Annotated in this window: 21 protein-coding genes; 6 read left to right on the top strand and 15 right to left on the bottom strand. The window is 62.2% G+C overall.

Translation table 11 applies throughout. The features are described 5' to 3' along the window. Positions 1 to 13: 13 nt before the first annotated feature. The 10 genes from TP2_RS06145 to TP2_RS06100 all read right to left on the bottom strand — a co-directional run bounded on the left by TP2_RS06145 (position 14) and on the right by TP2_RS06100 (position 9538). Positions 14 to 583 (bottom strand): tetratricopeptide repeat protein, encoded by a 570-nt coding sequence (locus TP2_RS06145; RefSeq protein WP_038074899.1) that lies wholly within the window; start codon positions 581 to 583, stop codon positions 14 to 16. Positions 584 to 587: 4 nt separating this feature from the next. Further along, the gene (locus tag TP2_RS06140; protein ID WP_038074898.1) at positions 588 to 1595 is read right to left on the bottom strand and encodes a type II secretion system F family protein; all 1008 of its coding nucleotides are present in this window, start codon (positions 1593 to 1595) and stop codon (positions 588 to 590) included. A gap of 10 nt (positions 1596 to 1605) precedes the next feature. Then, the gene (locus tag TP2_RS06135; protein WP_038074895.1) at positions 1606 to 2565 is read right to left on the bottom strand and encodes a type II secretion system F family protein; all 960 of its coding nucleotides are present in this window, start codon (positions 2563 to 2565) and stop codon (positions 1606 to 1608) included. 11 nt (positions 2566 to 2576) lie between these two features. After that, complete coding sequence (locus TP2_RS06130) at positions 2577 to 4034, bottom strand: TadA family conjugal transfer-associated ATPase (RefSeq protein WP_038074894.1); 1458 nt, start codon at positions 4032 to 4034, stop codon at positions 2577 to 2579. A 20-nt stretch (positions 4035 to 4054) separates the two neighbouring features. Then, positions 4055 to 5314: a CpaE/TadZ family protein gene (locus TP2_RS06125; protein ID WP_038074893.1), complete on the bottom strand. Its 1260-nt coding sequence runs from the start codon at positions 5312 to 5314 to the stop codon at positions 4055 to 4057. Between the two features lie 256 nt (positions 5315 to 5570). Beyond that, entirely contained in the window at positions 5571 to 6239 is a 669-nt protein-coding gene (locus TP2_RS06120; RefSeq protein WP_038074890.1) for an OmpA family protein, read from the bottom strand. Positions 6240 to 6244: 5 nt separating this feature from the next. Beyond that, positions 6245 to 7669, bottom strand: coding sequence for a type II and III secretion system protein family protein (locus TP2_RS06115; protein WP_038074888.1), 1425 nt, complete (start codon positions 7667 to 7669; stop codon positions 6245 to 6247). A gap of 213 nt (positions 7670 to 7882) precedes the next feature. Beyond that, positions 7883 to 8752: a Flp pilus assembly protein CpaB gene (gene cpaB / locus TP2_RS06110; RefSeq protein WP_038074886.1), complete on the bottom strand. Its 870-nt coding sequence runs from the start codon at positions 8750 to 8752 to the stop codon at positions 7883 to 7885. 106 nt (positions 8753 to 8858) lie between these two features. After that, a complete protein-coding gene (locus TP2_RS06105) occupies positions 8859 to 9074 on the bottom strand; it encodes a hypothetical protein (protein ID WP_038074884.1) in 216 nt (71 codons plus the stop codon). Between the two features lie 245 nt (positions 9075 to 9319). Continuing rightward, positions 9320 to 9538 carry a hypothetical protein gene (locus TP2_RS06100; RefSeq protein ID WP_038076061.1) on the bottom strand — a complete coding sequence of 73 codons (219 nt, stop codon included), beginning with the start codon at positions 9536 to 9538 and terminating at the stop codon, positions 9320 to 9322. A 360-nt stretch (positions 9539 to 9898) separates the two neighbouring features. On the opposite strand from TP2_RS06100, the gene TP2_RS06095 reads away from it, so the two are divergent. Next, entirely contained in the window at positions 9899 to 10759 is an 861-nt protein-coding gene (locus tag TP2_RS06095) for a lytic transglycosylase domain-containing protein (protein WP_038074883.1), read from the top strand. Between the two features lie 48 nt (positions 10760 to 10807). Here the strand turns inward: TP2_RS06095 and TP2_RS06090 are convergent, their stop codons facing one another. From TP2_RS06090 to tldD, 5 genes are all read right to left on the bottom strand, one after another. Next, positions 10808 to 11437: a CoA transferase subunit B gene (locus TP2_RS06090; protein WP_038074882.1), complete on the bottom strand. Its 630-nt coding sequence runs from the start codon at positions 11435 to 11437 to the stop codon at positions 10808 to 10810. Beyond that, the gene (locus tag TP2_RS06085; protein ID WP_038074879.1) at positions 11437 to 12174 is read right to left on the bottom strand and encodes a CoA transferase subunit A; all 738 of its coding nucleotides are present in this window, start codon (positions 12172 to 12174) and stop codon (positions 11437 to 11439) included. Before TP2_RS06085 ends, TP2_RS06090 begins: the two co-directional genes overlap by 1 nt. Positions 12175 to 12477: 303 nt before the next feature. Continuing rightward, positions 12478 to 15060 (bottom strand): type I DNA topoisomerase, encoded by a 2583-nt coding sequence (gene topA, locus TP2_RS06080; RefSeq protein ID WP_038074878.1) that lies wholly within the window; start codon positions 15058 to 15060, stop codon positions 12478 to 12480. Positions 15061 to 15161: 101 nt separating this feature from the next. Then, entirely contained in the window at positions 15162 to 16304 is a 1143-nt protein-coding gene (gene dprA, locus TP2_RS06075) for a DNA-processing protein DprA (protein WP_038074877.1), read from the bottom strand. Between the two features lie 141 nt (positions 16305 to 16445). Further along, positions 16446 to 17873 carry a metalloprotease TldD gene (gene tldD, locus TP2_RS06070; protein ID WP_038074872.1) on the bottom strand — a complete coding sequence of 476 codons (1428 nt, stop codon included), beginning with the start codon at positions 17871 to 17873 and terminating at the stop codon, positions 16446 to 16448. Positions 17874 to 18036: 163 nt separating this feature from the next. On the opposite strand from tldD, the gene coxB reads away from it, so the two are divergent. From coxB to TP2_RS06045, 5 genes are read left to right on the top strand one after another with little or no spacing between them, the layout of a single operon-like run. Beyond that, the gene (gene coxB, locus TP2_RS06065; RefSeq protein ID WP_051692263.1) at positions 18037 to 18915 is read left to right on the top strand and encodes a cytochrome c oxidase subunit II; all 879 of its coding nucleotides are present in this window, start codon (positions 18037 to 18039) and stop codon (positions 18913 to 18915) included. Between the two features lie 31 nt (positions 18916 to 18946). Then, positions 18947 to 19882, top strand: a complete 936-nt coding sequence (gene cyoE / locus TP2_RS06060; protein ID WP_038074870.1) for a heme o synthase — start codon at positions 18947 to 18949, stop codon at positions 19880 to 19882. 3 nt (positions 19883 to 19885) lie between these two features. Then, positions 19886 to 20080, top strand: a complete 195-nt coding sequence (locus TP2_RS06055) for a hypothetical protein (protein ID WP_038074867.1) — start codon at positions 19886 to 19888, stop codon at positions 20078 to 20080. After that, a complete protein-coding gene (locus TP2_RS06050; protein WP_276202126.1) occupies positions 20077 to 20667 on the top strand; it encodes a cytochrome c oxidase assembly protein in 591 nt (196 codons plus the stop codon). Before TP2_RS06055 ends, TP2_RS06050 begins: the two co-directional genes overlap by 4 nt. An 18-nt stretch (positions 20668 to 20685) precedes the next feature. Then, positions 20686 to 21489, top strand: a complete 804-nt coding sequence (locus tag TP2_RS06045; protein ID WP_038074865.1) for a cytochrome c oxidase subunit 3 — start codon at positions 20686 to 20688, stop codon at positions 21487 to 21489. Positions 21490 to 21539: the final 50 nt, after the last annotated feature.

The raw sequence follows: 21539 nt of genomic DNA, 5'->3' as shown, positions 1-21539 counted from the left end.
TTTTGCTCGAGCCTCAGTGCTGCGTCAGAAGCAGGTATTCCCCGACACCCTTCCTGACGAGCTTGAACTGACTGTCCTGCGGAGGAGAGTAACCCGGTTTTTCCATTTTTGCGAGCGCCAGTCTTAGGTTTTGCCGGATCGAGTCCGATTGGCCACTGTCGAGCGCAAAGGCGGTCTGGAAGACGCGCGAGGCTTCAGCATATTTGCCCCGTTCCATCAGCACCACGCCGAGGTTGTTCCAGGCCGGTACGAAGGTCTCGTCCTCTTCGAGCGCCCGGCGCAGCATTTGCTCTGCCTGGTTGAGGCGACCGAGTTTCAGGTCCGCCGAGCCGATCCCGGAGAGCACTTCCGCCGTTGCGCCATGTTCGGCTGCGGCGCGGTAATAGGCTTCGAGCGCCAGCTCGTATTCGCCCGCCTCCATCAATCGGTGGCCGACGAGAAGCCCATCCACCGCCTTGGCATCGGGTTTTGCGCCGGGGGCGAAAAGACCGCCTTTCTCAGCCGAAAGGCCGCCTGTGGAACAAGCGGCCTGGCTCAGCAGGAGCAGAGCGGCCCAGAGATGGCCGCGTCGCGGTCGGATCATCGGGTTACATGCCCATATTCTTGAAGTTCTCAAGCATATCATGGATCGAGGGGCCGACAAGGATGATCAGGAGCGGCGGAACGGTGAACATCATCGTGCCGAGCGTCATCTTGGTCGGGATCTTGTTGGCGGCCTCTTCGGCACGCATGATCCGCTTGTCGCGCATGTCAGCCGCATAGAGGCGCAGAGCCTCGGCGATCGAGGTGCCGAACTGCTGCGACTGGATCATCACGGTCACGAAGCTCGCGACATCGGCCACGCCCGAACGCTCGCCGAAGCGGCGCAGCACTTCGGACTTGTTCAGGCCCGCCTTGATCTCATGCGCGACCATCGCGAATTCCTCGGCCAGCGAAGGGTAGGAATTGTGCAGTTCCTTGGAGACGCGGATAATCCCCTGGTCGAGCGACTGACCGGCTTCGACGCAGACGAGCAGCATGTCGAGCGCATCCGGAAAGCCATTCTGGATTTCGGCAGTGCGCGACTTCACGCGTTTGTTGACCCAGTATTTCGGGGCGTAATAGCCGATCGCACCGGGCATGAGGACGGCCAGGATCGTCCCGATCGTGCCCATTTGCTGGCCCTCGGGGGCGGTCGCGTTGGCGATAACCACGTAGAGCGAACCCAGCGTGAGCAGGCCGAGGCCCATCGCGAACTGAATCGCGTGGAAGGTCCGCACGGCGTTGGTGCCGCGATAGCCCGCGCTCTGCAGCCATTTCTTCGATTCCGACATCTCGTCGGCATTCTTGGGTTCGAGGAAGGCTGCGTATTTCTCGAGTTTGTCCGAGCTGCCGTCGCGCAGCTTCTGGCGGTTGCCGTCGCCCTTCTTCGCTTGGTTATGCTGGGCGTGACGCGACGGGCCGCCGCGCAGGCGCTCGAGCGGATCGGCGCGTTTCTTCAGCAGCGCAGGGATCGCGGCGAGCACGAAGAGAAAGCCCAAGCCGGCCAGCGCAATCATGGGGCCCATCGGCCCGAGCGTGTCGGTCAGCAGGGTGTTGATGGTGGAGAGATCCATGGAAGACTCCTCAAACCTTGATGGTCGTCATGACCTTCATGAAGATCATGTTCGCGCCGAGCAGGGCGAAGACGACGATGGCGGCGGGAATGAAAGCCGTCGTTTCTTTCACGTCGTCATAATAATGCGGTGAGATGACCTGGATGATCACGAGGACCGCGATCGGGAAGGCCGACAGGAAGATACCCGACCAGCGCGGTTCGGCGGTGATGGCGCTCACCCGGCGGAACAGGCGGAAGCGCGACCGGATCACCTTCGAGAGACCTTCGAGCACCTCGGCGAGGTTGCCGCCCGAGGTCTGCTGGATCGAGACCGACACGGCGAGGAAGCGCATGTCCTGCATGTCGAGACGCTCGGCCATTTCCGAGATCGCCTCGGAAACGTTACGGCCATAGGCGGCCTCGTCGGCGATGATGCCGAATTCGGAGCCCAGCGGATCGGGGATCTCGCGCGCCACGGCCTGGATCGCGGAGGCCAGCGGGTGGCCGACACGCAAGCTGCGCACCATCAGTTCCACCGCGTCGGGAAGTTGCTCTTCCATCAGCGCCATGCGCTTCTTGGCCTTGTTGTTGACCCAGAAATAGACGCCGCCGACACCCATGCCGAGTGCAAGCGCGATACGGATATAGATGCCCGCCTGCGAGGTCAGGCTGAGTGCCACGAACGCGACGAAGCTCGCAAAGGCCATGATCGCGATGAGCGCGACGGGCGAGAAAGCGATATTGGCCTTCTGTGCCTTGGTCGCGAGCAGCGAATAGAGCGGGATGGTGCGGGCCTCGGTGTGCTGCGTGGCCTCCTTGCGGAGCCGTTCGAGCACCTCTTCGCGCCGCTCGCCCTTGTTGAGCATCTCGAGGCGGCGGTTCACCCGCTTGTTGAGTGAAATCGACTTGCCGAAGAACAGCAAATACATGCCTTCGACCAGCAGCAGGACCGCGATGAAGATCAGCAGGTAGATGACGGGGGTCGCCATTTGGTGTCTCCTTAGTCCTGCACGGGTTCGTAGATCGAAGCCGGGAGGTCATAGCCCCACTGGCGGAAGCGATCGGAATAATGTGAGCGCACGCCGGTCGCCGTGAAGCGGCCGATGATCTTGCCGTCGGGGGCGAGGCCGAGACGCTCGTAGCGGAACACTTCCTGCATCGAGATCACGTCGCCTTCCATGCCGGTGATCTCGGTGATCGAGACCATGCGGCGCGAACCGTCCTGCAGACGCGAGGCCTGCACGATCAGGTTCACAGCCGAGGCGATCTGCGAGCGCATCGCCTTCATCGGCATTTCGATCCCGGCCATCGAGATCATGTTTTCCAGACGCGCGATGCCGTCACGGGCGGAGTTCGCGTGGATCGTTGTCATCGAGCCGTCGTGGCCGGTGTTCATGGCCTGGAGCATGTCGATGACTTCCTCGCCACGCGTTTCGCCGACGATGATACGGTCGGGACGCATCCGCAGCGCGTTGCGAAGACAGTCGCGCTGGGTAACCGCGCCCTTGCCCTCGACGTTCGGCGGGCGGCTTTCCATTCGGCCCACATGGGTCTGCTGAAGCTGAAGTTCCGCCGTATCCTCGATGGTCAGGATACGCTCGGAGTTGTCGATGAAGGACGAGAGCGCGTTGAGCGTCGTCGTCTTACCCGAGCCCGTCCCGCCCGAGACGATCACGTTGAGGCGGGTGGCGACGGCTGCCTGAAGATAGGCGGCCATTTCCTCGGTGAAGGCGCCGAATTGCACGAGATCGTCGATCCCGAGCTTGTCCTTCTTGAATTTACGAATCGAAACGAGCGAGCCATCGACCGCAATCGGCGGCACCATCGCGTTGAAACGCGAGCCATCGGCCAGACGGGCGTCGACGTAAGGATTGGATTCGTCAACGCGACGACCCACGGCCGACACGATCTTGTCGATGATGCGCAGCAGGTGGCGCTCATCCTTGAAGGTGATGTCGCTCAGTTGCAGCTTGCCGGCGCGTTCGACGAAGATCTGGTTCGGGCCGTTCACGAGAATATCGTTGACGGTCTCGTCCTTCAGAAGCGGTTCGAGGGGCCCGAGCCCCATCACTTCGTCATAGAGTTCCTGATGCAGGGCCTGCCGGTCCTGGCTGTTGAGCGCGACCGCCATCTCCGACATCGCCTCGGAGGTGATATCGGCGATCTCGGCCTTCAGTTCTTTCTCGGAGGCATGTTCCAGAGCGGCGAGGTTGAGGTTCTCGAGCAGGCGCTTGTGCAGCTCGACCTTCAGCTCCTGCATCCGCTCCTTGCGCTTGCGCTCCTTGTCGGCCGCGGCGGCATCGGCGGGCGTCTTCAGCGGCAGCGGCTTGCGATGCACGGCCGTTTTCGGTGCGGCATCAATGGGCGGCGGCGCGGCCGGTGCGGGAGCTGCGGCCGCTGCACCGGCGACAGAAGCATTGCCGGGCTTGGCGGGCTGTTTCTTGTAGCGCGAGAACATCTGTCCGGGCTCCTTTGGGCTCAGGCCGCGACTTCGATCGACTCGCCGAGTTCGACGAGAGAGCCAGCGAGTTTCTGGATTTCTTTGCGCAGCGGCACTTTCGGGGCGGAAAGCGCAAGCGGCAGGCCGTGATCATTGGCTTGGGTGATCAACTTGCCGCCATCCGACATCATCAGCTCGACCGAGATGTCGAGGCTCTCGGCGAGACGCTTCACGCGGGCCTTGCCGTTGAGATCCGTGAATTTCGGCGCGCGGTTGAGCACGTAGCGCAGCTTTTCGGTCGGCAGGCCCTCGGCCTTGAGCGCACGCACCAGGCGCAGCACGTTCTGCGCCGAACGCATGTCCATCTCCAGCAGGCCGAAATAGAGTTGGGCCTTGTTGAGCACGGTCTCGGTCCAGCTCACGACGGTCGACGGCATGTCGATTACGACGAAGTCGAAATGCGATCGGGCCATTTCGATCAGCCGCTCCACATCCTCGCCCGAGATCAAATCGAGCGGGAGCATGTCGGCGGGGGCGGTCAGCACGTCGACCTTTTCGTTGAAGCTCAGCAGCGCCTGTTTGAAGCTCTCGCCATCCATATGCTCGGTGTCGCTGAGCAACTCATAGATCAGCTCGCGGCGCGGCAGATCGAGATAGGTGGCGGTGCTGCCGAATTGCAGATCGAGATCAAGCAGGCAGACGCGCGGGGAGGGGCGCGTTTCCTTCTTCTTGCCGTCATGAGCCGTCGCCAGTTCCCAAGCGAGATTGACCGCAAATGTGGTGGCGCCCACGCCACCCGAAAGCCCGTGAACCGCAAGCACGACCCCATCGCGCCCACCGGTGTTGGCCATCGCAGGCGCATGGCTCGGCACCGGCAGGTTCGGCACGTCGGCCTGACCGAGACGTTCGATCGCGTCATGCAGCGCGCCTTCGGGAAGCGGGTAGGGCACGAAGTCATCCGCGCCCAGACGCAGCAGCTGGTGCAGCGCGATCGGGCTGACTTCTTCGGCGATCAGGATCACGCGGATGTTGCGCTCCTTCGCCTCGGTGATGATGCCAGAGATCTTTGTGAGTTCATCCTCGTCCTCGCCATCCACGGCGATCGCGATGAATTCCAGTTTCGAGGCGTCGGGTTGCCCGAGAAAGATCACGGCCTCGTCAAAGGTGAGATCGCCCCAGCTTTCACCGAGTTCGGTTTCCATGTCCTCGATCAGCAAATCGAAATTCGAGACGTCGCGCGAAACCGTGCAGGCCTGGATCGGCGCCGGCTCCGTGGTCATCATTGCTGCTGCACTCATTAGCCTCTGTCCTTCGTTTCCTGGGCCCACGGTCGCCGGAGGTTGCGCCCTCTCATACGCCGCAGACCAAGCATGACTCGGCGTCATGCCTTTTCTGCCAAGGATCAATCTGGGTGGGAATCTGGGCGAGATTGCGGCCAGACTGTTTCAATTGTGAGGTTTTGGGCGACGATAAAGAGAAACGGCGGGCTTTGTTTATCAAGCCCGCCGTTTGCCAATGTCGATTGTCGCGAAACCGCGATCACTTGTTCGGGGATTAGCCGCCCGGAGTGCCTTCGTTCACCGTGGTCAGCGGCATCACCGAGGCCGAACGGACATATTCGCGATAGACGACACGCGCATATTTTCCATCGAGCGGGATGGGTTTGCCGCCATGCACGATCCCCGAGACCTCGGTCACCGTCCGGCGATTCTGCTCGTTCGGTGCCTGGGTGTAGACCAAGGGCTGTGTTTCGCCGTAGGAAACGACCGCCTCAAGGCGCGAGCGCGAGATGCCCTGTCCGACGAGGAAGTTCACCACCGCACGGGCGCGGCGCAGGCCGAGCGCCTTGTTATAGGCATTGCTGCCCACGAGGTCGGTATGGCCGTAGACGCGGAACCGCACCTCGGGGAATTGCTTGATCCAGTCGGCTTGCAGCATCAGCACGCGCTGCGCCTGGGCATCGAGCACCGAGGAATTGAAGGCGAAATGAACCGTGTTGGGCACATCCGCCGCGAATTTCCGCGTCATGTTGATCGCGAAGCTCTCATCCCCGCTCATCAGCGCGGTGTTGTGTGCGATGGTGGCTCCGAAGTTCGCGGTTCCGTCCAAGTTGGACCCCGCTTCGGAGTGGAGAATCTTGGACCCCTCGGAGCAGCCGGCGAGAGCCAGTGCCATGGTGAGAAGGATTGCCGAGCTGCGTAGCTTGTTCGCCTGACCCATCATCGCTCTCACTCCATCACGTAGCCATAGGAGCCCGAGAAGTCCTGCTTGGCGACCTCGGCGGCCGGGCCCTTGGTGGGCTTGGTCGGCGCAGTGAGGTCACCGGCGGTCTTGCCATAAAGGAAGAGCTCGGACTCGGTGGGCAGTTTCAGACGATCGGTCGGCAGGGCAAGTGCCTCACCCTTGACCGGCGACACAAGATGCGGGGTCACGATGATCACGAGCTCCGACTGCTTGCGCTGGTAATCGGCGGAGCGGAAGAGCGCGCCGAGCACCGGCACATCGCCGAGCCACGGGATCTGATCGTTGAGATCGGTGAAGTCATCCTGCAGAAGGCCCGCGATCGCGAAGCTCTCGCCGTCGCGCATCTCGACGGTGGTCGAGGTCGAGCGTTTCTTGAAGGCGTTGACCGTGAAGCCGCCCTGGCTCATCGACACGGTGGTGTCGATTGCCGAGACTGCGGCCGCGATCTCGAGGTTGATAACATCGCCATCCACCACGCGCGGGGTGAAGGCCAGTTCGACGCCGAAGGGCTTGTACTGGATCGAGACCGAGTTGTCCTTGAGAACCGGGATCGGATATTCGCCGCCGGCCAGGAAGTCCGCCTGCTGACCCGAGAGTGCGGTCAGGTTCGGTTCTGCCAGCGTGCGCACGACGCCTTTCGATTCGAGAGCTTCGAGCAGGACAGCGAATTGCAGGTTGCCCGCGGTGAATCCCAGGCCGATCGCGCCTTTGTCGCCCGCGATCGGGACCGTTCCGCTGTCGAAGATGCCCGAAACTGCGCCGGATGCGGTGAAGTTGCCGGTTGCGCCGATGCCCGAGAGGTTGCCACCGGTGCCCCGCACGGCGAGTGAGGAGGCAAGGCTCTTGGCGACCGAGCGCTGCATTTCCGCAAAGCGCACTTTCAGCATCACCTGCTGCGTGCCCGCGACCGTCATCAGGTTCGAAACCCGGTCGGGTGCGTAGCGGTTCGCCAGATCGAGCGCGCGATCGAGCTTTTGTGCAGACGAAACAGTGCCCGACAGGACGATGCCGTCATTGGCGGTCCGCACGTCGATATTCTCGCCGGGAAGGATCTGCTTGAGCCGCTCCTTGAACTCGGCCACGTCGGGCGTGACCTGTACATCGACGTTGGAGATCAGTTTGCCATCGGCCCCGAGAATCGTCAGCGTCGTACGACCGGGCAGCTTGCCCAGCACGTAGATCGAGCGATCCGAAAGCGTCTGGATATCCGCGATGCCGGGATTGGCGATCGACAGCTCTGCAAAGGGCGTGTCGCTTTCCACCACCACGGCGCGGTTCATGGGCACGTGCAGAGGAGCCTGCGCGGTGCCCGACATGATTTTAAGCGTCTCCGCTTGCACCGGCGCGAATGCGGTGGTGCTCAGCGCCATGCCAAGAAGGCAGGCCCCTACGATAGATTTCAGTCTCATTGTGACCCTGCCTCTCCGATCACGCCTCATCACAGGTCTTCACGCCTGTTTTCGGGACAGATTGCGTCCATTGTTTTGCAAAGCATGACCCAAGAGGGGATTTTTTGCAATAATCAATGGATTGGCGTGAGTTGTTCATGTGGATAACCTGTCGCAAACGAGCAACGGGGCCCCGTGAGGCCCCGTGCAAATAGTTGAAATTGTGTAGTTTGATCAGTTCGTGCAGGGGATCGGAGTTTCGATGATCTCGCTGCCTTTGCGGGTCTTGACGGTGCAGACCTTCGCTTTTTCGACCTGACGGACCTGTTCTTTCTGGATCCCGAGGAGCTGGTCGCGGTCGATCTCGATCGCGCCGACCTGGTCGGTGTCATGGGCGCCGACGAGAGAGAGCGTCAGGCGGCCGGTGTTCTGAGCCAGTGTCAGGGCCGCGACCTGTTCGGGGCTGACCTCGGCGGTCACGGTGCGCGCGATCTGGGTCTCTGCAGTGCGGTCGGGATCGGCGTTCTGGTCGATCGCGATGAGCTTCAGATTCGATTCGATCAGCTTGGTCACCGGCTCGTCATTGATCGCACCCGACCAGTAGACATCGACGGTATCGCCCGGACGCAGGAAGCCAGAGACGCCGCTGGCGACATTGACCTGGATGGTGAAGGCGCGACGGTTGGACTGCAGGCTCGCGAGGATGCCAGCATCCGTGCCGGGCTTGGTGACGCGCTGACTCAGCAGGTATTCGTTGGCCGCCAGAGACCGCATCGTGGCGCGCGGACGGGTTTCACCTTCGATGAATACCGCTTTCTCGGCTTCCGGCGTGCCTGCCTTGGCGACAATCTGCGTAAAAGTGCCTTGCGGCAATGCGCTGGCCTGAACCTTGATCACCGCGAGATCTTGCGCCGTGAAGCGTTCGCCGTATTTGAGAGGTTTCTTGACCACGACCACATTTGCGAGGCGCGGCGCGTTCTTCTGCATCGCCACGAGGTGGTCGCGTTCTGCCTGGAACTGCGCGATCTGGCCTTGCGCCATGATCACAGCCACCACGGCAAGGCCAATCCCGGCGACGAGAAACAGGGCGAACATCAGTCGCATCGTCTTTTCCTTCCGTTTTCACTCCGGACATAACGCCGGTGGGTGACCCGTTCTATTGCAGCCAAAAGGGGCGATAAAATGGCGCAGCGGCGAAAATTGTTTCCAATTAGGGAGTATTGTCTTCCCCGAAGGTCGTCGCGACCTCGGCCGTGCCAAGATAATCGGCGATCGTTTTCGAAAGCCCGCCGGTTTGGCCCCAGATAACGCTGCCGACAAGCATCCCGAACGACACGACGGCTGAGGTCAGCACGACCCAGTCGACGGTCACGGCGCCCTCTTCATCCTCGCGCATGATGCGAAGCATGGTCAGGAATTTGGTCATGGTCTCGCGTCCTCTCTTACTCTGATACAGACCTAACTATTGAGATTAGTAGCCCATCAAAATGGCCAAACTTTGGCAGCTTCACGAAGGGAATAAGGGTTTGGTTAAGAGCGGATACGCGCGCGGATCTGCACTTTTCGCCTCGTGAAGACGACCTGGCGTTTCCTCCAGCGTTCAGCCGTTTGAAACGAGCAAGGGCCGCACCTGAAGGTGCGGCCCCGCTTGCGATTAGATCACGTGTCAGATTACTGCGTGGGATCCGTCGCGCCGCTGTCGAAGGTCGTTTCGACTTCAGCGGTCGACAGGTAGTTGCCGATTTTGTCCACGAGGGTCTTGGTGTTGGTGCGGACCAGGGCCAGCGCAGCGGCGCCGAGGCCAACAACAGCAGCGGTCAGCACAACCCAGTCAACGGTCACAGCGCCGTCTTCTTCGTCGTGGAACTTCTTGAGTTTGAAGAATTTCATCATGGTGTCTCTCCTAGGGTTTGGTTCTCTGCCCCGCGTCTCTGGTTGGCTGTCTCTGCCGTTCTCCGTCTCGCGGTATGGACCTATAAGGCCCCCGGATCGTGGCGCGATTTGGGCAGGTAAGCGGCGATTTCGCGAAAATTGGTAAGGGTTGAGGTTTTTCAATTAACATGTTGAAAAATAACAATAAAAAAATTCACTTTTGGCGTGTGATTATGTTTTTCCCGTTGAAAAAAGCGACTCGCAACCCGAATCGAGGACGATTCGGGCACGGATTTTCTGGAAAATCGCAGGAATTTCGGGGATAAAGATCGCAAGGCGGTCGATAGAGCCGCGAGAGGCAATGAACAGGTGGCGCGCATGCGCGTGAGACGGGCAGTCATCGTGATGCTAATGTCGGCCGCTTTGGCCGTGCCGGGCTGGGCGGAAACCTCGGCGCCGGTGCAACCGGGCTTCAAGCCAAAGATCGTGAAGCCGCCTGCGCCGGGTACGAAACGTTTCATTACCATCCAGATCGACCCCGAGGAGCAAAAGCGCGAGCTTGCCGCCATGTCCAAGGAGCCCTGGCAGCCCGTCACGCGCGTGCCGCCTGCCAAGAGCGGCACCGCAGGCGCTGACAAGGCCGTGCGCTCGGCGCATTACGCATGGTACTGGAACAAGGTCTCGCCGCGGCTCGAGGATCGGGCAGGGCGGCTCGATCTGGCGCTGGCAGCTCTTACCCAAGGGCCGAAAGGCACGCAGGTGCGCGCGCCGCGCCTCGAGGCGCTGGCGAAGATCGCGCAGACGCATGGCACCGATATCCTGAAGTCGACGATCGGAACCGAGGTCTCGCCCGCGCTGGTGCTCGCCATGATCTCGGTCGAATCCGGCGGGCGACATGATGCTGTCAGCCATGCAGGTGCTGTGGGGCTGATGCAGCTGATCCCCGCAACAGCCGAGCGCTTCGATGTCAACGACAGTAAGGATCCGGCGCAGAACATCGCGGGCGGGGTGACCTATCTCGACTGGCTGATGAAGGAATTCAACCGCGACCCGCTGATGGTGATCGCCGCCTATAACTCGGGTGAGAACGCGGTGAAGAAGAATGACGGCGTGCCGCCCTATGCCGAGACGCGCGATTACGTGCCGAAGGTCCTGGCCGCCTGGAACGTGGCGCGCGGGCTCTGCGTGACGCCGCCGCAGCTGATGACGGATGGCTGCGTCTTTCGCATCAAGGGATGAAAAAGGGCGGCTCTAGGGCCGCCCTGTTCGTATCTTATATGGGAGCGATCAGTCGACGATCGTTGCCTCGGTCGCGGCGCGCAGTTCCTCTTCGGTCACGCCATCGGCCAGTTCGACGATCTTCAGCCCGCCCTCGACCACATCGAGCACACCGAGATTGGTGATGATGCGGTTGACGACGCCCGTGCCGGTCAGCGGCAGGGTGCAGGCTTTGAGTACCTTGCTCTCGCCATGCTTGTTGGTGTGATCCATCACGACGACGACGCGACCGACACCGGCCACGAGGTCCATCGCGCCGCCCATGCCCTTCACGAGCTTGCCGGGGATCATCCAGTTCGCGAGATCGCCATTCTCGGCCACTTCCATCGCGCCCAGGATCGCCATCGCGATCTTGCCGCCGCGGATCATGCCGAAGCTGGTCGCGCTGTCGAAATAGGCGGTCTGCGGCAGTTCGGTGATCGTCTGCTTGCCGGCGTTGATCAGGTCGGGGTCTTCTTCGCCCTCATAGGGGAAGGGGCCCATGCCGAGCATGCCGTTTTCGGATTGCAGCGTCACGGTGACGCCTTCGGGGATGAAGTTCGGCACGAGCGTCGGGATGCCGATCCCGAGGTTCACATAGGTGCCGTCCTGAAGTTCCTTGGCGGCGCGCGCCGCCATCTGGTTACGGTCCCAGGCCATCAGACTTCCTCCCCCGTGCCCGCAGGCGTGTTGCTGTGGTCGCTGCGCGGACGCACGGTGCGCTGTTCGATGCGTTTCTCGTGCTCGCCCTGGATCAGGCGGTGGACATAGATGCCCGGCAGGTGGATGCAGTCGGGATCGAGCGAGCCGGTCGGCACGATTTCCTCGACCTCCATCACGCAAACCTTGCCGCACATGGCCGCGGGCGGGTTGAAGTTGCGCGCGGTCTTGCGGAAGATCGCGTTTCCGCTCTCATCGGCTTTCCAAGCCTTCACGATCGAGACGTCGGCGAAGATCCCTTCCTCGAGGATATAGGTCTCGCCGTTGAACTCCTTGTGCTCCTTGCCCTCGGCGATCACGGTGCCCACGCCGGTCTTGGTGTAGAAGCCCGGGATGCCGTGGCCAGCGGCGCGCATGCGCTCGGCCAGGGTGCCTTGCGGGTTGAATTCCAGCTCCAGCTCTCCGGAGAGATACTGGCGCATGAATTCCGCGTTCTCGCCCACATAGGACGACATCATCTTCTTGATCTGCTTGGTATCGAGCAGCTTGCCGAGGCCGAACCCGTCCACGCCGCAGTTGTTCGAGGCGATGGTGATGTCTTTCACACCGCTTTCGACGAGTGCGTCGATGCAAAGTTCGGGGATGCCGCAGAGCCCGAAGCCCCCGGCCGCGATCAGCATTCCGTCGAAGAGAAGCCCATCGAGAGCCTCTTTCGCAGAACCGTAAACCTTGTTCATGGATATCCTCCGCTCATGTGCGCGTGAAGATGACGCCGGGGCGGGAGGGAGTCAATTGCTGCGTTGCGGCGAGGGTGGGGCGAGGGCGGGGCGCACGGAAATGTGTGGGGGAATGCGGGAGAGCTAGGGCCGCGCCCGACCCTTGGGTGGGCGCTTCGTGCTGCCTGTGGCTTGGCGCTTTATCTCAAAAGCCCGCAGGTCGCTTAAGCCCGCGAGCCATCGCCAATGCGCCCTCCCGGGGGGAGGGTCGGGCGCGGCCCGGGTCGCTGGTCGCGCCCCGCGCCAGAGACAGGTGGCGCGAGACTATTCGTCCTTTTTCGCCGCGGTCTTCTTGGCGGGCGCTTTCTTCGTCGCCGTTTTCTTGGCCGCGGGCTTTTTCGCCGCCGCCTTCTTCGGCGCGGCTTTCTTCTTCGTGCCGCCCTTCTTGGAAGCTTTCGCCTCGATCAGCGGAAGCGCATCTTCCATCGTGACCGCTTCGGGCTCCATCTCCTTGGGGAGCGTCGCGTTGATCTTGCCCCATTTGACGTAAGGCCCATACCGCCCCGGCATCACCTGCACCGGCCCTCCTTCGGGATGCTCGCCCAGCTCCTTGAGCGGTTTCGCGGCAGCGCCGCGTCCGCCCTTGGCCGCTTTCTGAGCGATCACCTCGACGGCGCGGTTCATGCCGATGGTAAACACTTCGTCGACCTCGGGCAGGTTCGCATAGATGCGCCCGTGCTTCACGTAAGGCCCGTAGCGGCCGATCCCGGCCTCGACCAGCTCGCCATCGTCGGGATGCGGACCGATCTCGCGCGGCAGGCTCAGCAGCATCATTGCCTTCTCGAGGTCGATCTCTTCCGGTTTCCAGCCCTTGGGCAGCGAGGCGCGCGGGGGTTTGGGTTGATCTTCGGTCGGCTCGCCTTTCTGGACGTAGGGCCCAAAACGGCCCACGCGCAGGGTGATCGCCTGACCCTCGTCATAGCCCAGCACCTTGCCATCGAGCGCCTGCACCTCGTCATCGCCATCTGGGGCCGAGAGCGGTCGGGTGTAACGGCATTCAGGGTAATTGCCGCAGCCGATGAAAGCGCCGCCGGAGCGCGCGGTTTTCAGATGCAGTTTGCCCTGACCGCAAAGCGGGCAGATGCGCGGGTCCGATCCGTCGGGACGCGGCGGGTAGAGATGCGGCGCCAGAACCTCGTCGATCTTGTCGAGCACTTCCGAGATCCGCAGCTCCGAGGTTTCCTCGAGCGCGGCCGAGAAATCGCGCCAGAACCGCTTGAGCACTTCCTTATAGTCGCGATCGCCCGCCGAGATATCGTCGAGCTGGTCTTCCAGATCGGCGGTGAAGTCGTATTCGACATAGCGCTTGAAGTAGTTCGACAGGAAGGCCGTCACCAGCCGCCCGGTATCTTCGGGGATCAGGCGGTTCTTGTCCTTGCGCACATAGCCGCGATCCTGAATCGTCGTGACGATCGAGGCATAGGTGGAGGGCCGCCCGATCCCGAGCTCTTCCATCCGCTTGACCAGCGTCGCCTCGGTATAGCGCGGCGGCGGCTGGGTGAAATGCTGCTCGGGCGTGATCTGGCCCTTCTTCGCGGGCTCGCCTTCCATGATCTGCGGCAGGCGGTTCGCGTCTTCGCCCTCGTCATCGTCACGGCCCTGATCGTAGACCTTGAGGAAGCCGTCGAAGGTCACGACCGAGCCATTGGCGCGAAGCTCGACCTGCTGATCGCCCGAGCCCACGAGAACGGTGGTGCGCTCGAACCGCGCGGCTTCCATCTGCGACGCGATCGTGCGCTTCCAGATCAGATCGTAGAGCTTCCACTGATCGTCCGCGAGCTTCAGCTTGTCGGGCGATTTCGACATATCCGTGGGGCGGATACATTCATGCGCTTCCTGCGCGTTCTTCGCCTTGTTCTTATACATGCGCGGGGACTTCGGCAGGTATTGCTCGCCGAACTTGTCCTTGATCGCATCGCGCGCCTGCATCACGGCCTCGGGGGCCATGTCGATGCCGTCGGTCCGCATATAGGTGATGTGACCGGCCTCGTAGAGACGCTGCGCCGCCGACATCGTGGCGCGGGCGCCGAAGCCGAACTTGCGGCTGGCTTCCTGTTGCAGCGTCGAGGTCATGAAAGGCGGGTAGGGGTTGCGCGAAGCCGGTTTCGCCTCGACCGAGGTCACGCTCAGATCGCGCGAGGTGATCGCCTGCACGGCCATTTCGGCGGCGGTCTCGTTCTCGAGGTCGTATTTCTCGAGCTTCTTGCCGCCCAGAACCGACAGGCGCGCCTCGTATTCTTGCCCGCGCGGCGTGGTCAGGATGACCTTTACCGACCAGTATTCGCGCGCCTTGAAGGCCTCGATCTCCATCTCGCGCTCGACGATGAGACGCAGGCAGACCGATTGCACGCGGCCGGCCGATTTCGCGCCGGGCAGCTTGCGCCACAGAACGGGCGAGAGGTTGAAACCCACGAGGTAATCCAACGCGCGGCGGGCCAGATAGGCCTCCACCAGCGGCGCATCGACCTCGCGCGGATGTTTCATCGCCTCGAGGATCGCGGATTTGGTGATCGCGTTGAAGGTCACGCGGGAGACGTTCTTGCCCTTGAGCTTCTTCTCCAGCGCCTCCTGCAGGTGCCACGAGATCGCCTCGCCCTCGCGATCGGGGTCGGTTGCGAGGATCAGCGTGTCGTCATTGGCCAGCGCGTCGGTGATCGCCTTGATGTGTTTCTTCGAGTCGCTCGCGACTTCCCATTTCATCGCGAAATCGTGCTCGGGATCGACCGAGCCGTCTTTCGGAGGCAGGTCGCGGACGTGGCCGAAGGAGGCGAGAACCGTGTAATCGGACCCGAGATATTTGTTGATCGTCTTTGCCTTGGCAGGGGATTCGACGACGACAACGGCCATAAGGTCCTCACAATTCAACGGTCAAAGGGTCTGGGCGCGGAACATGTGGGGGTTTGTGGGCGATTGTCAATGCGTGCTGACCCTGAGGGAAACCACCGCAATCAGGCGGGCCGCGAGATCATCCCGCCGCGATGACGCTCGATCTGGCCCTCGATTTCGAGCGCGGTCACGGCACGCGAAAACGCTGCTGCCCCGAGCCCGAGATCGCGGATCACCTGGTCCTCGGCGGTGGGCGAGGGACCGAGCCGGTCGAGGATCTTCGCGGCCAGTGCCGCCTCCGATAAAGCAGGGCGCGGGGGCGGTTCCGCCGGGGGCTCATTGGTGACGGGTTTTGCTTTTTCTGGCATGCGAACCGCATTCAATGCGGCGAGAACATCCTCGGTCCCGCGTACCAGAACAGCGCCGTCGCGGATCAGCAGATTGCACCCGCCTGCGCGCCCGTCCATCGGGTGCCCCGGTACCGCCATCACTTCGCGCCCCTGATCGAGCGCATCGCGCGCGGTGATCAGGCTACCCGATTTCGTCGCCGCCTCGACGACGACGACACCGGCCGACAGCCCCGAAATGATCCGGTTGCGCGCGGGGAAATGGCGCGCTTGCGGCTGGATACCCGGAGGCGCCTCGCTGAGCCGCAATCCGGTTTCGGCCATCTGGCGGGCGAGGTCTGTGTTCTCTTGCGGATAGATCACGTCGATGCCGCCCGCCTGCACTCCGATCGTTCCGGTCGCCAGAGCGGCCTGATGCGCCGCCGCGTCGATGCCGCGGGCGAGCCCGGAGACGACGCAGATACCTGCCTCGCCCAGGCCCTCGGCCAGCTTGCGGGCCATGCGAAGGCCGAGCGAGGAGGCGTTGCGCGCCCCCACGATTGCGATCATCGGTCGTGTGAGCAGCTCAGTCCGGCCAAGTGCCCAGAGAACCGGGGGTGCATCGTCGATCCCGGCGAGGTGTTCGGGATAATCGGGCGCGCCAAAGCAGATCAGTCGCGCGCCCGCGCGCTTACCCGCTTTCAGCTCTGCGCGTGCCTGCGCCTCGGAGCAGGTCGCGTATTCGGCTACACCTGCGGCGCGCGCCACCTCGGGTAAAGCCTCGAGCGCGGCCCGGGCCGATCCGTGTTCGCCAAGCAATCTGTGGAAAGTCGTCGGCCCCACGCGACGCGAGCGAATGAGACGGAGAACCGACAGTTCATCTTCTTCCGTGGTGGGTGGGGTGAAGGGGGTGGGGTAAGAAAACAAATCTGTTTCCATCCGGCCCTCCGTCTCAATCGCAAGACCCTTATGCCCTGATTAGTGTTAACAAGAAGTTACTAAACCTCAGGTTGAGAGAAGTTTTGAGAAAATTTTTGCGGTTTTGAAGAGAAACTGTTCGAAACTGCCAGAGAGGCCGGCTCAGCGCGCGGCCGAGCCGCCCACCGTCAGCCCGCCGATCATCAGAGTCGGCTGGCCTACGCCCACCGGCACCCATTGCCCCGCCTTGCCGCAATTGCCGATACCGGGATCAAGTGCCATGTCATTGCCGATCGCGCGGATCTGGCGCATCGCAGTCGGTCCGTCGCCGATCAACGTCGCCCCTTTCACCGGCGCGCCGACGACTCCGTTCTTCACACGGTAAGCCTCGGTGCAGTTGAAGACGAACTTGCCATTGGTGATGTCGACCTGACCGCCGCCAAAGCCCACCGCGTAGATGCCGTCCTCGAGGTCGGCAAGGATCGCGTCAGGTTCTGCATCACCGCTCAGCATATAGGTATTGGTCATGCGGGGCATCGGCGCGTGGGCAAAGCTCTCGCGGCGGCCGTTGCCGGTGGGTTTCACCCCCATCAGACGGGCGTTCTGGCGATCCTGCATGTAGCCCACGAGAATCCCGTCCTCGATCAGCACGTTTTTCCCGGAGGGCGTGCCCTCGTCATCGATTGTAATCGAGCCACGGCGGTCGGGAATCGTACCGTCATCCAAAACAGTAACGCCTTTCGCGGCCACCTGCTGTCCCATCAGTCCCGCAAAGGCCGAAGATTTCTTGCGGTTGAAGTCTCCTTCGAGCCCATGGCCCACCGCTTCGTGCAGCAGAACGCCGGGCCAGCCGGGGCCAAGCACCACATCCATCACGCCTGCAGGGGCGGGCTCCGCGCGAAGGTTCACCAGCGCGATGCGCAGCGCTTCGCGTGCGACGAGTTTCCAATGCTCGGGGTCGATCAGCCCGGCGAGGCCGAAGCGTCCGCCGCCGCCATGCCCGCCCGATTCGCGTCGGCCGTTTTCTTCGACGATCACCGAGATGTTCACCCGCGCCATCGGCCGAATATCCGACACGAGGCCACCCTCGGGGCGTAGGATGAACACCTCTTGCAACGAGGCGGCCATCGAGGTCGAGACCTGCACGACGCGTGGATCGAGATCGCGGGTAAAGGCGTCGATTTCGCGCAGAATGTCGATCTTCGCGGCAAAGGGCGTGTCGGAGACCGGATCGGCATCACTATATAGATGACGGTTCGTGCCCTGCGGCGGGGGTGCCATTACGCCACCGCCATCACCGACCGCGAGCCGCGCGGTGTCGACCGCGCGCTTGAGCGCCGCTTCGGAAATCTCGGTCGAATGGGCATAGCCCGCGACCTCGCCTTTCACCGCGCGCAGCCCGAATCCCTCCGAGGCATCGTAAGACGCCGTCTTTACCCGCCCGTCATCGAAGACGAGCGCCTCGGACCGGCGCTGTTCGAGAAACAGCTCGCCATCTTCCGCTCCTGCCGTCGCCTCGCGCAACAAATGCAGGGCGCGCTCCTGATCGAGCTTCTCCTCGAAAGGGGCAAAACGGTCGGGCTGGCTCATCGGCTCTCCAATCGGCGGATATAAAAGTGACAGGATGTCGCAGCTTTTGCTTGCGGCATCCCACAAATATGATCTTTAATCGGAAATACACAACGGGGGCACCGGTTTGGGAGAGCCGAAAGCCCGCGTTGGCGGCAGGGAGAGCCGCAAGAGGGAGACATGAATGCGTAAAGCAAGCTTCAGCCGCGGTTTCGCGGCCGCTGTCGCGTCGACTGCACTGTTGACGCTCGTCGCCGGGCAAGCCGCGGCTCAGGACATGATCAAAGGGCTGCCGGTGATCGGTAAGCCGCATTTGGGCGGAACCGGGTTCCAACCCGCCTCGTCAAGCCTCGCAGAGGACCAACAATGGCTCGATCACATGCTTCTCGTGATCATCGCCGCGATCTGCGTCTTCGTTTTCGCGCTGATCTTTTATGCGCTGCTGCGCTTCAATAGCCGCGCGAATCCCAATCCGCGCCGTTTCACCCACAATACTCCGCTCGAGATCACCTGGACCTTCGTTCCGATTCTGATCCTCGTGGCGATCGGGGCCTTCTCGCTGCCCGCGCTGTGGAACCAGCAGGAGATCCCCGAGGGAGACATCACCGTGAAGGTGACCGGCTACCAGTGGTATTGGGGCTACGAATATCCCGAGGAAGGGGTCGTCTTCGACTCGATCATGCTCACCAAGGATGAGCTGGAAGAGCACGGCTACGCGCCCGACGAATATCTTCTCGCCGCCGACAATGCGATGGTCGTGCCCGCGGGCAAGACGATCGTGGTTCAGGTCACCGGGGCCGACGTGATCCATAGCTGGACCGTGCCCGCCTTTGCCGTGAAGCAGGACGCCGTGCCGGGCCGGATCGCGCAATTGTGGTTTAAGGCCGATCAAGAGGGCGTGTATTTCGGCCAATGTTCGGAACTGTGTGGCACCAACCACGCCTACATGCCCATCGTGGTCAAAGTTGTCTCACCGGAAGTTTACGCTAACTGGCTTGAGCGCGCGAAGAATGACTTCGCATCGGTCGATGCCGAGAAGCCGGTTCGGGTCGCGCAGAACTGAACGCTAGCGCGAGATACCCGAGGGATAATTCATGAGTGATATCAGCTACATCCAGCAACAGGACAACGAAGCGCGCTTCGGTGATTACATCGCGCTTCTGAAGCCGAGGGTGATGTCTCTCGTGGTGTTCACGGCCTTCGTGGGGCTCGTGGTCGCGCCGAACCCTGTTCACCCTTTCGTGGGGTTCGTCGCGATCCTGTTCATCGCGCTGGGCGGGGGCGCGTCGGGCGCGCTCAACATGTGGTATGACGCCGATATCGACCGCATCATGCGCCGCACCCGTAGCCGTCCGATCCCCGCAGGCAAAGTGACCGAGCGCGAGGCGCTTGGCTTCGGCTTGGCGCTCTCGGGCATCTCCTGCGTGATGCTGGCGCTGGCCACGAATATCTTCTCGGGGCTATTCCTTGCCTTCACGATCTTCTTCTACGTGGTGATCTACACGATGTGGCTGAAGCGCGCGACGCCGCAGAACATCGTGATCGGCGGCGCGGCGGGTGCCTTCCCTCCGATGATCGGCTGGGCGGTGGCGACGGGTGGCGTCTCGATCGAATCGATCGCGATGTTCCTCCTGGTGTTCCTCTGGACGCCGCCGCATTTCTGGTCGCTCGCGCTGTTCATGAAGTCGGACTATCACGAGGCGAAAGTGCCGATGCTCACGGTCACCCATGGCCGCGAACACACTCGCAAGAACATCCTCGTCTACACGCTGATCCTCGCGCCGCTTGCGGTGGGGACCGGCTTCACCTCGATCGGCGGGCCGCTGTACCTTGCGACCGCGATCGTGATGAACGCGCTCTTCATCAAGGGCGCGATCGAGATCCACGGCCGGACCGAGGTTCAGGCCGAGGCCGACAAATACGCCGTGGAAAAGCGGTTCTTCTATTTCTCGCTCGTCTATCTCTTCGCGCATTTCGCAGCCTTGCTGGCCGAAGAGGGGCTGAGCCATATCGGTTTGGGAGTCTGGTAAGCGATGGCAATTACCCGGGACAGTGATCTTCATATCCGCAGGTTCTCGCGCAATGCGGGACTGGGCGTGGTGCTTCTCGGGTTCGTGGCCATCGTCTTTGGCCTGACCGTGGTCAAGGTCGAGCGCGGCTCGACGCTGGAGGCCTATGACCATCAGCCGCGCACCTCGCTGCTGCCGGCGGAGGGGGTGCAGAAGTGAACCAGCCCGTCGCCCCGAACAAGTCGAACACCCGCGTGCTGCTGATGCTGCTCGCGGTGATCGTCGTGATGGGGGCGGGCGCTTGGGCGGCGGTACCGTTCTACAACTGGTTCTGCAAGACGACGGGTTACGGCGGCACGACCAACGTGGCCGAGAAATTGCCCGATCACGTGCTCGACCGCGAGATCACCGTGCGCTTCGACGCCAATGTCTCGCGCGGTATGCCGTGGGAGTTCAAGCCGGTCCAGACCGAGATGAAGCTCAAGATCGGTCAGAACGGGCTCGCCTTCTACGAGGCCTATAACCCGACCGACCGACCTGTCGCGGGTACGGCAAGCTACAATGTCTCGCCCGATGTGGCAGGCTACTATTTCGACAAGATCCAGTGTTTCTGCTTCACCGAACAGGTGCTGCAACCCGGGGAGAGGGTGCAGATGCCGGTGAGCTTCTTCGTCGATCCTTCGATCGTCGAGGATGCCGATGCGAAGCGGATCCACTCGATCACCCTGAGCTACACTTTCTACGAAACCGACCTTCCCGAGAAGACAGCCTCGGTCCGCCCGAAAGCGGCGGAGACGGTCAACTAAGCCATCGGAGGGAGACGCATGGCGCACGCAAAGAACCACGACTACCATATCCTGCCACCCTCGATCTGGCCGCTACTCGGCGCAGTGGGCGGGTTCGTCATGCTCTTCGGGGCAGTCCTGTGGATGCGGGACATCACCCATTACATGTTCTTCGCGGGCCTGCTGATCGTGCTCTACACGATGTACGGCTGGTGGTCCGACGTGGTCCATGAGGGCGAGGTAGGCGATCACACGCCCGTTGTGCGGATCGGTCTGCGCTACGGCTTCATCCTCTTCATCATGTCCGAAGTGATGTTCTTCGCGGCCTGGTTCTGGAGCTTCTTCAAGCACGCCATGTATCCGATGGGCCCGATGAGCCCGATCCAGGACGGCGTCTGGCCGCCCGAGGGTATCCAGACCTTCGATCCGTGGCACCTGCCGCTGATCAACACCGTGATCCTGCTGCTGTCGGGTGTGACGCTGACCTGGGCGCACCACGCGCTCGTGCATGACAACGATCGCAAGGCGGTGAAGAACGGGCTCATCCTGACCGTTTTGCTCGGTGCCTCCTTCACCGTGCTGCAAGCCTATGAATACAGCCACGCGGCCTTCGGCCTGTCGGGCAATATCTACGGCGCCAACTTCTTCATGGCGACGGGCTTCCATGGTCTTCATGTGATCATCGGAACGATTTTCCTGCTGGTCTGCCTGATCCGCATCATCAAGGGCCAGATGACCCAGAACGAGCATGTCGGCTTCGAGGCCGCCGCCTGGTACTGGCACTTCGTCGATGTGGTCTGGCTCTTCCTGTTTGCCTCGATCTATATCTGGGGCAGCGCGTAAGCGCCCCCGGCCAGAGTGCAAGGAAACGTGCAACGCGGCGCGGGGGGCGA

Source organism: Thioclava pacifica DSM 10166, assembly GCF_000714535.1.
GTDB lineage: Bacteria > Pseudomonadota > Alphaproteobacteria > Rhodobacterales > Rhodobacteraceae > Thioclava > Thioclava pacifica.
Note: the sequence above shows the minus strand (reverse complement) of the source record. Positions and strands in the feature narration are given on the sequence as shown.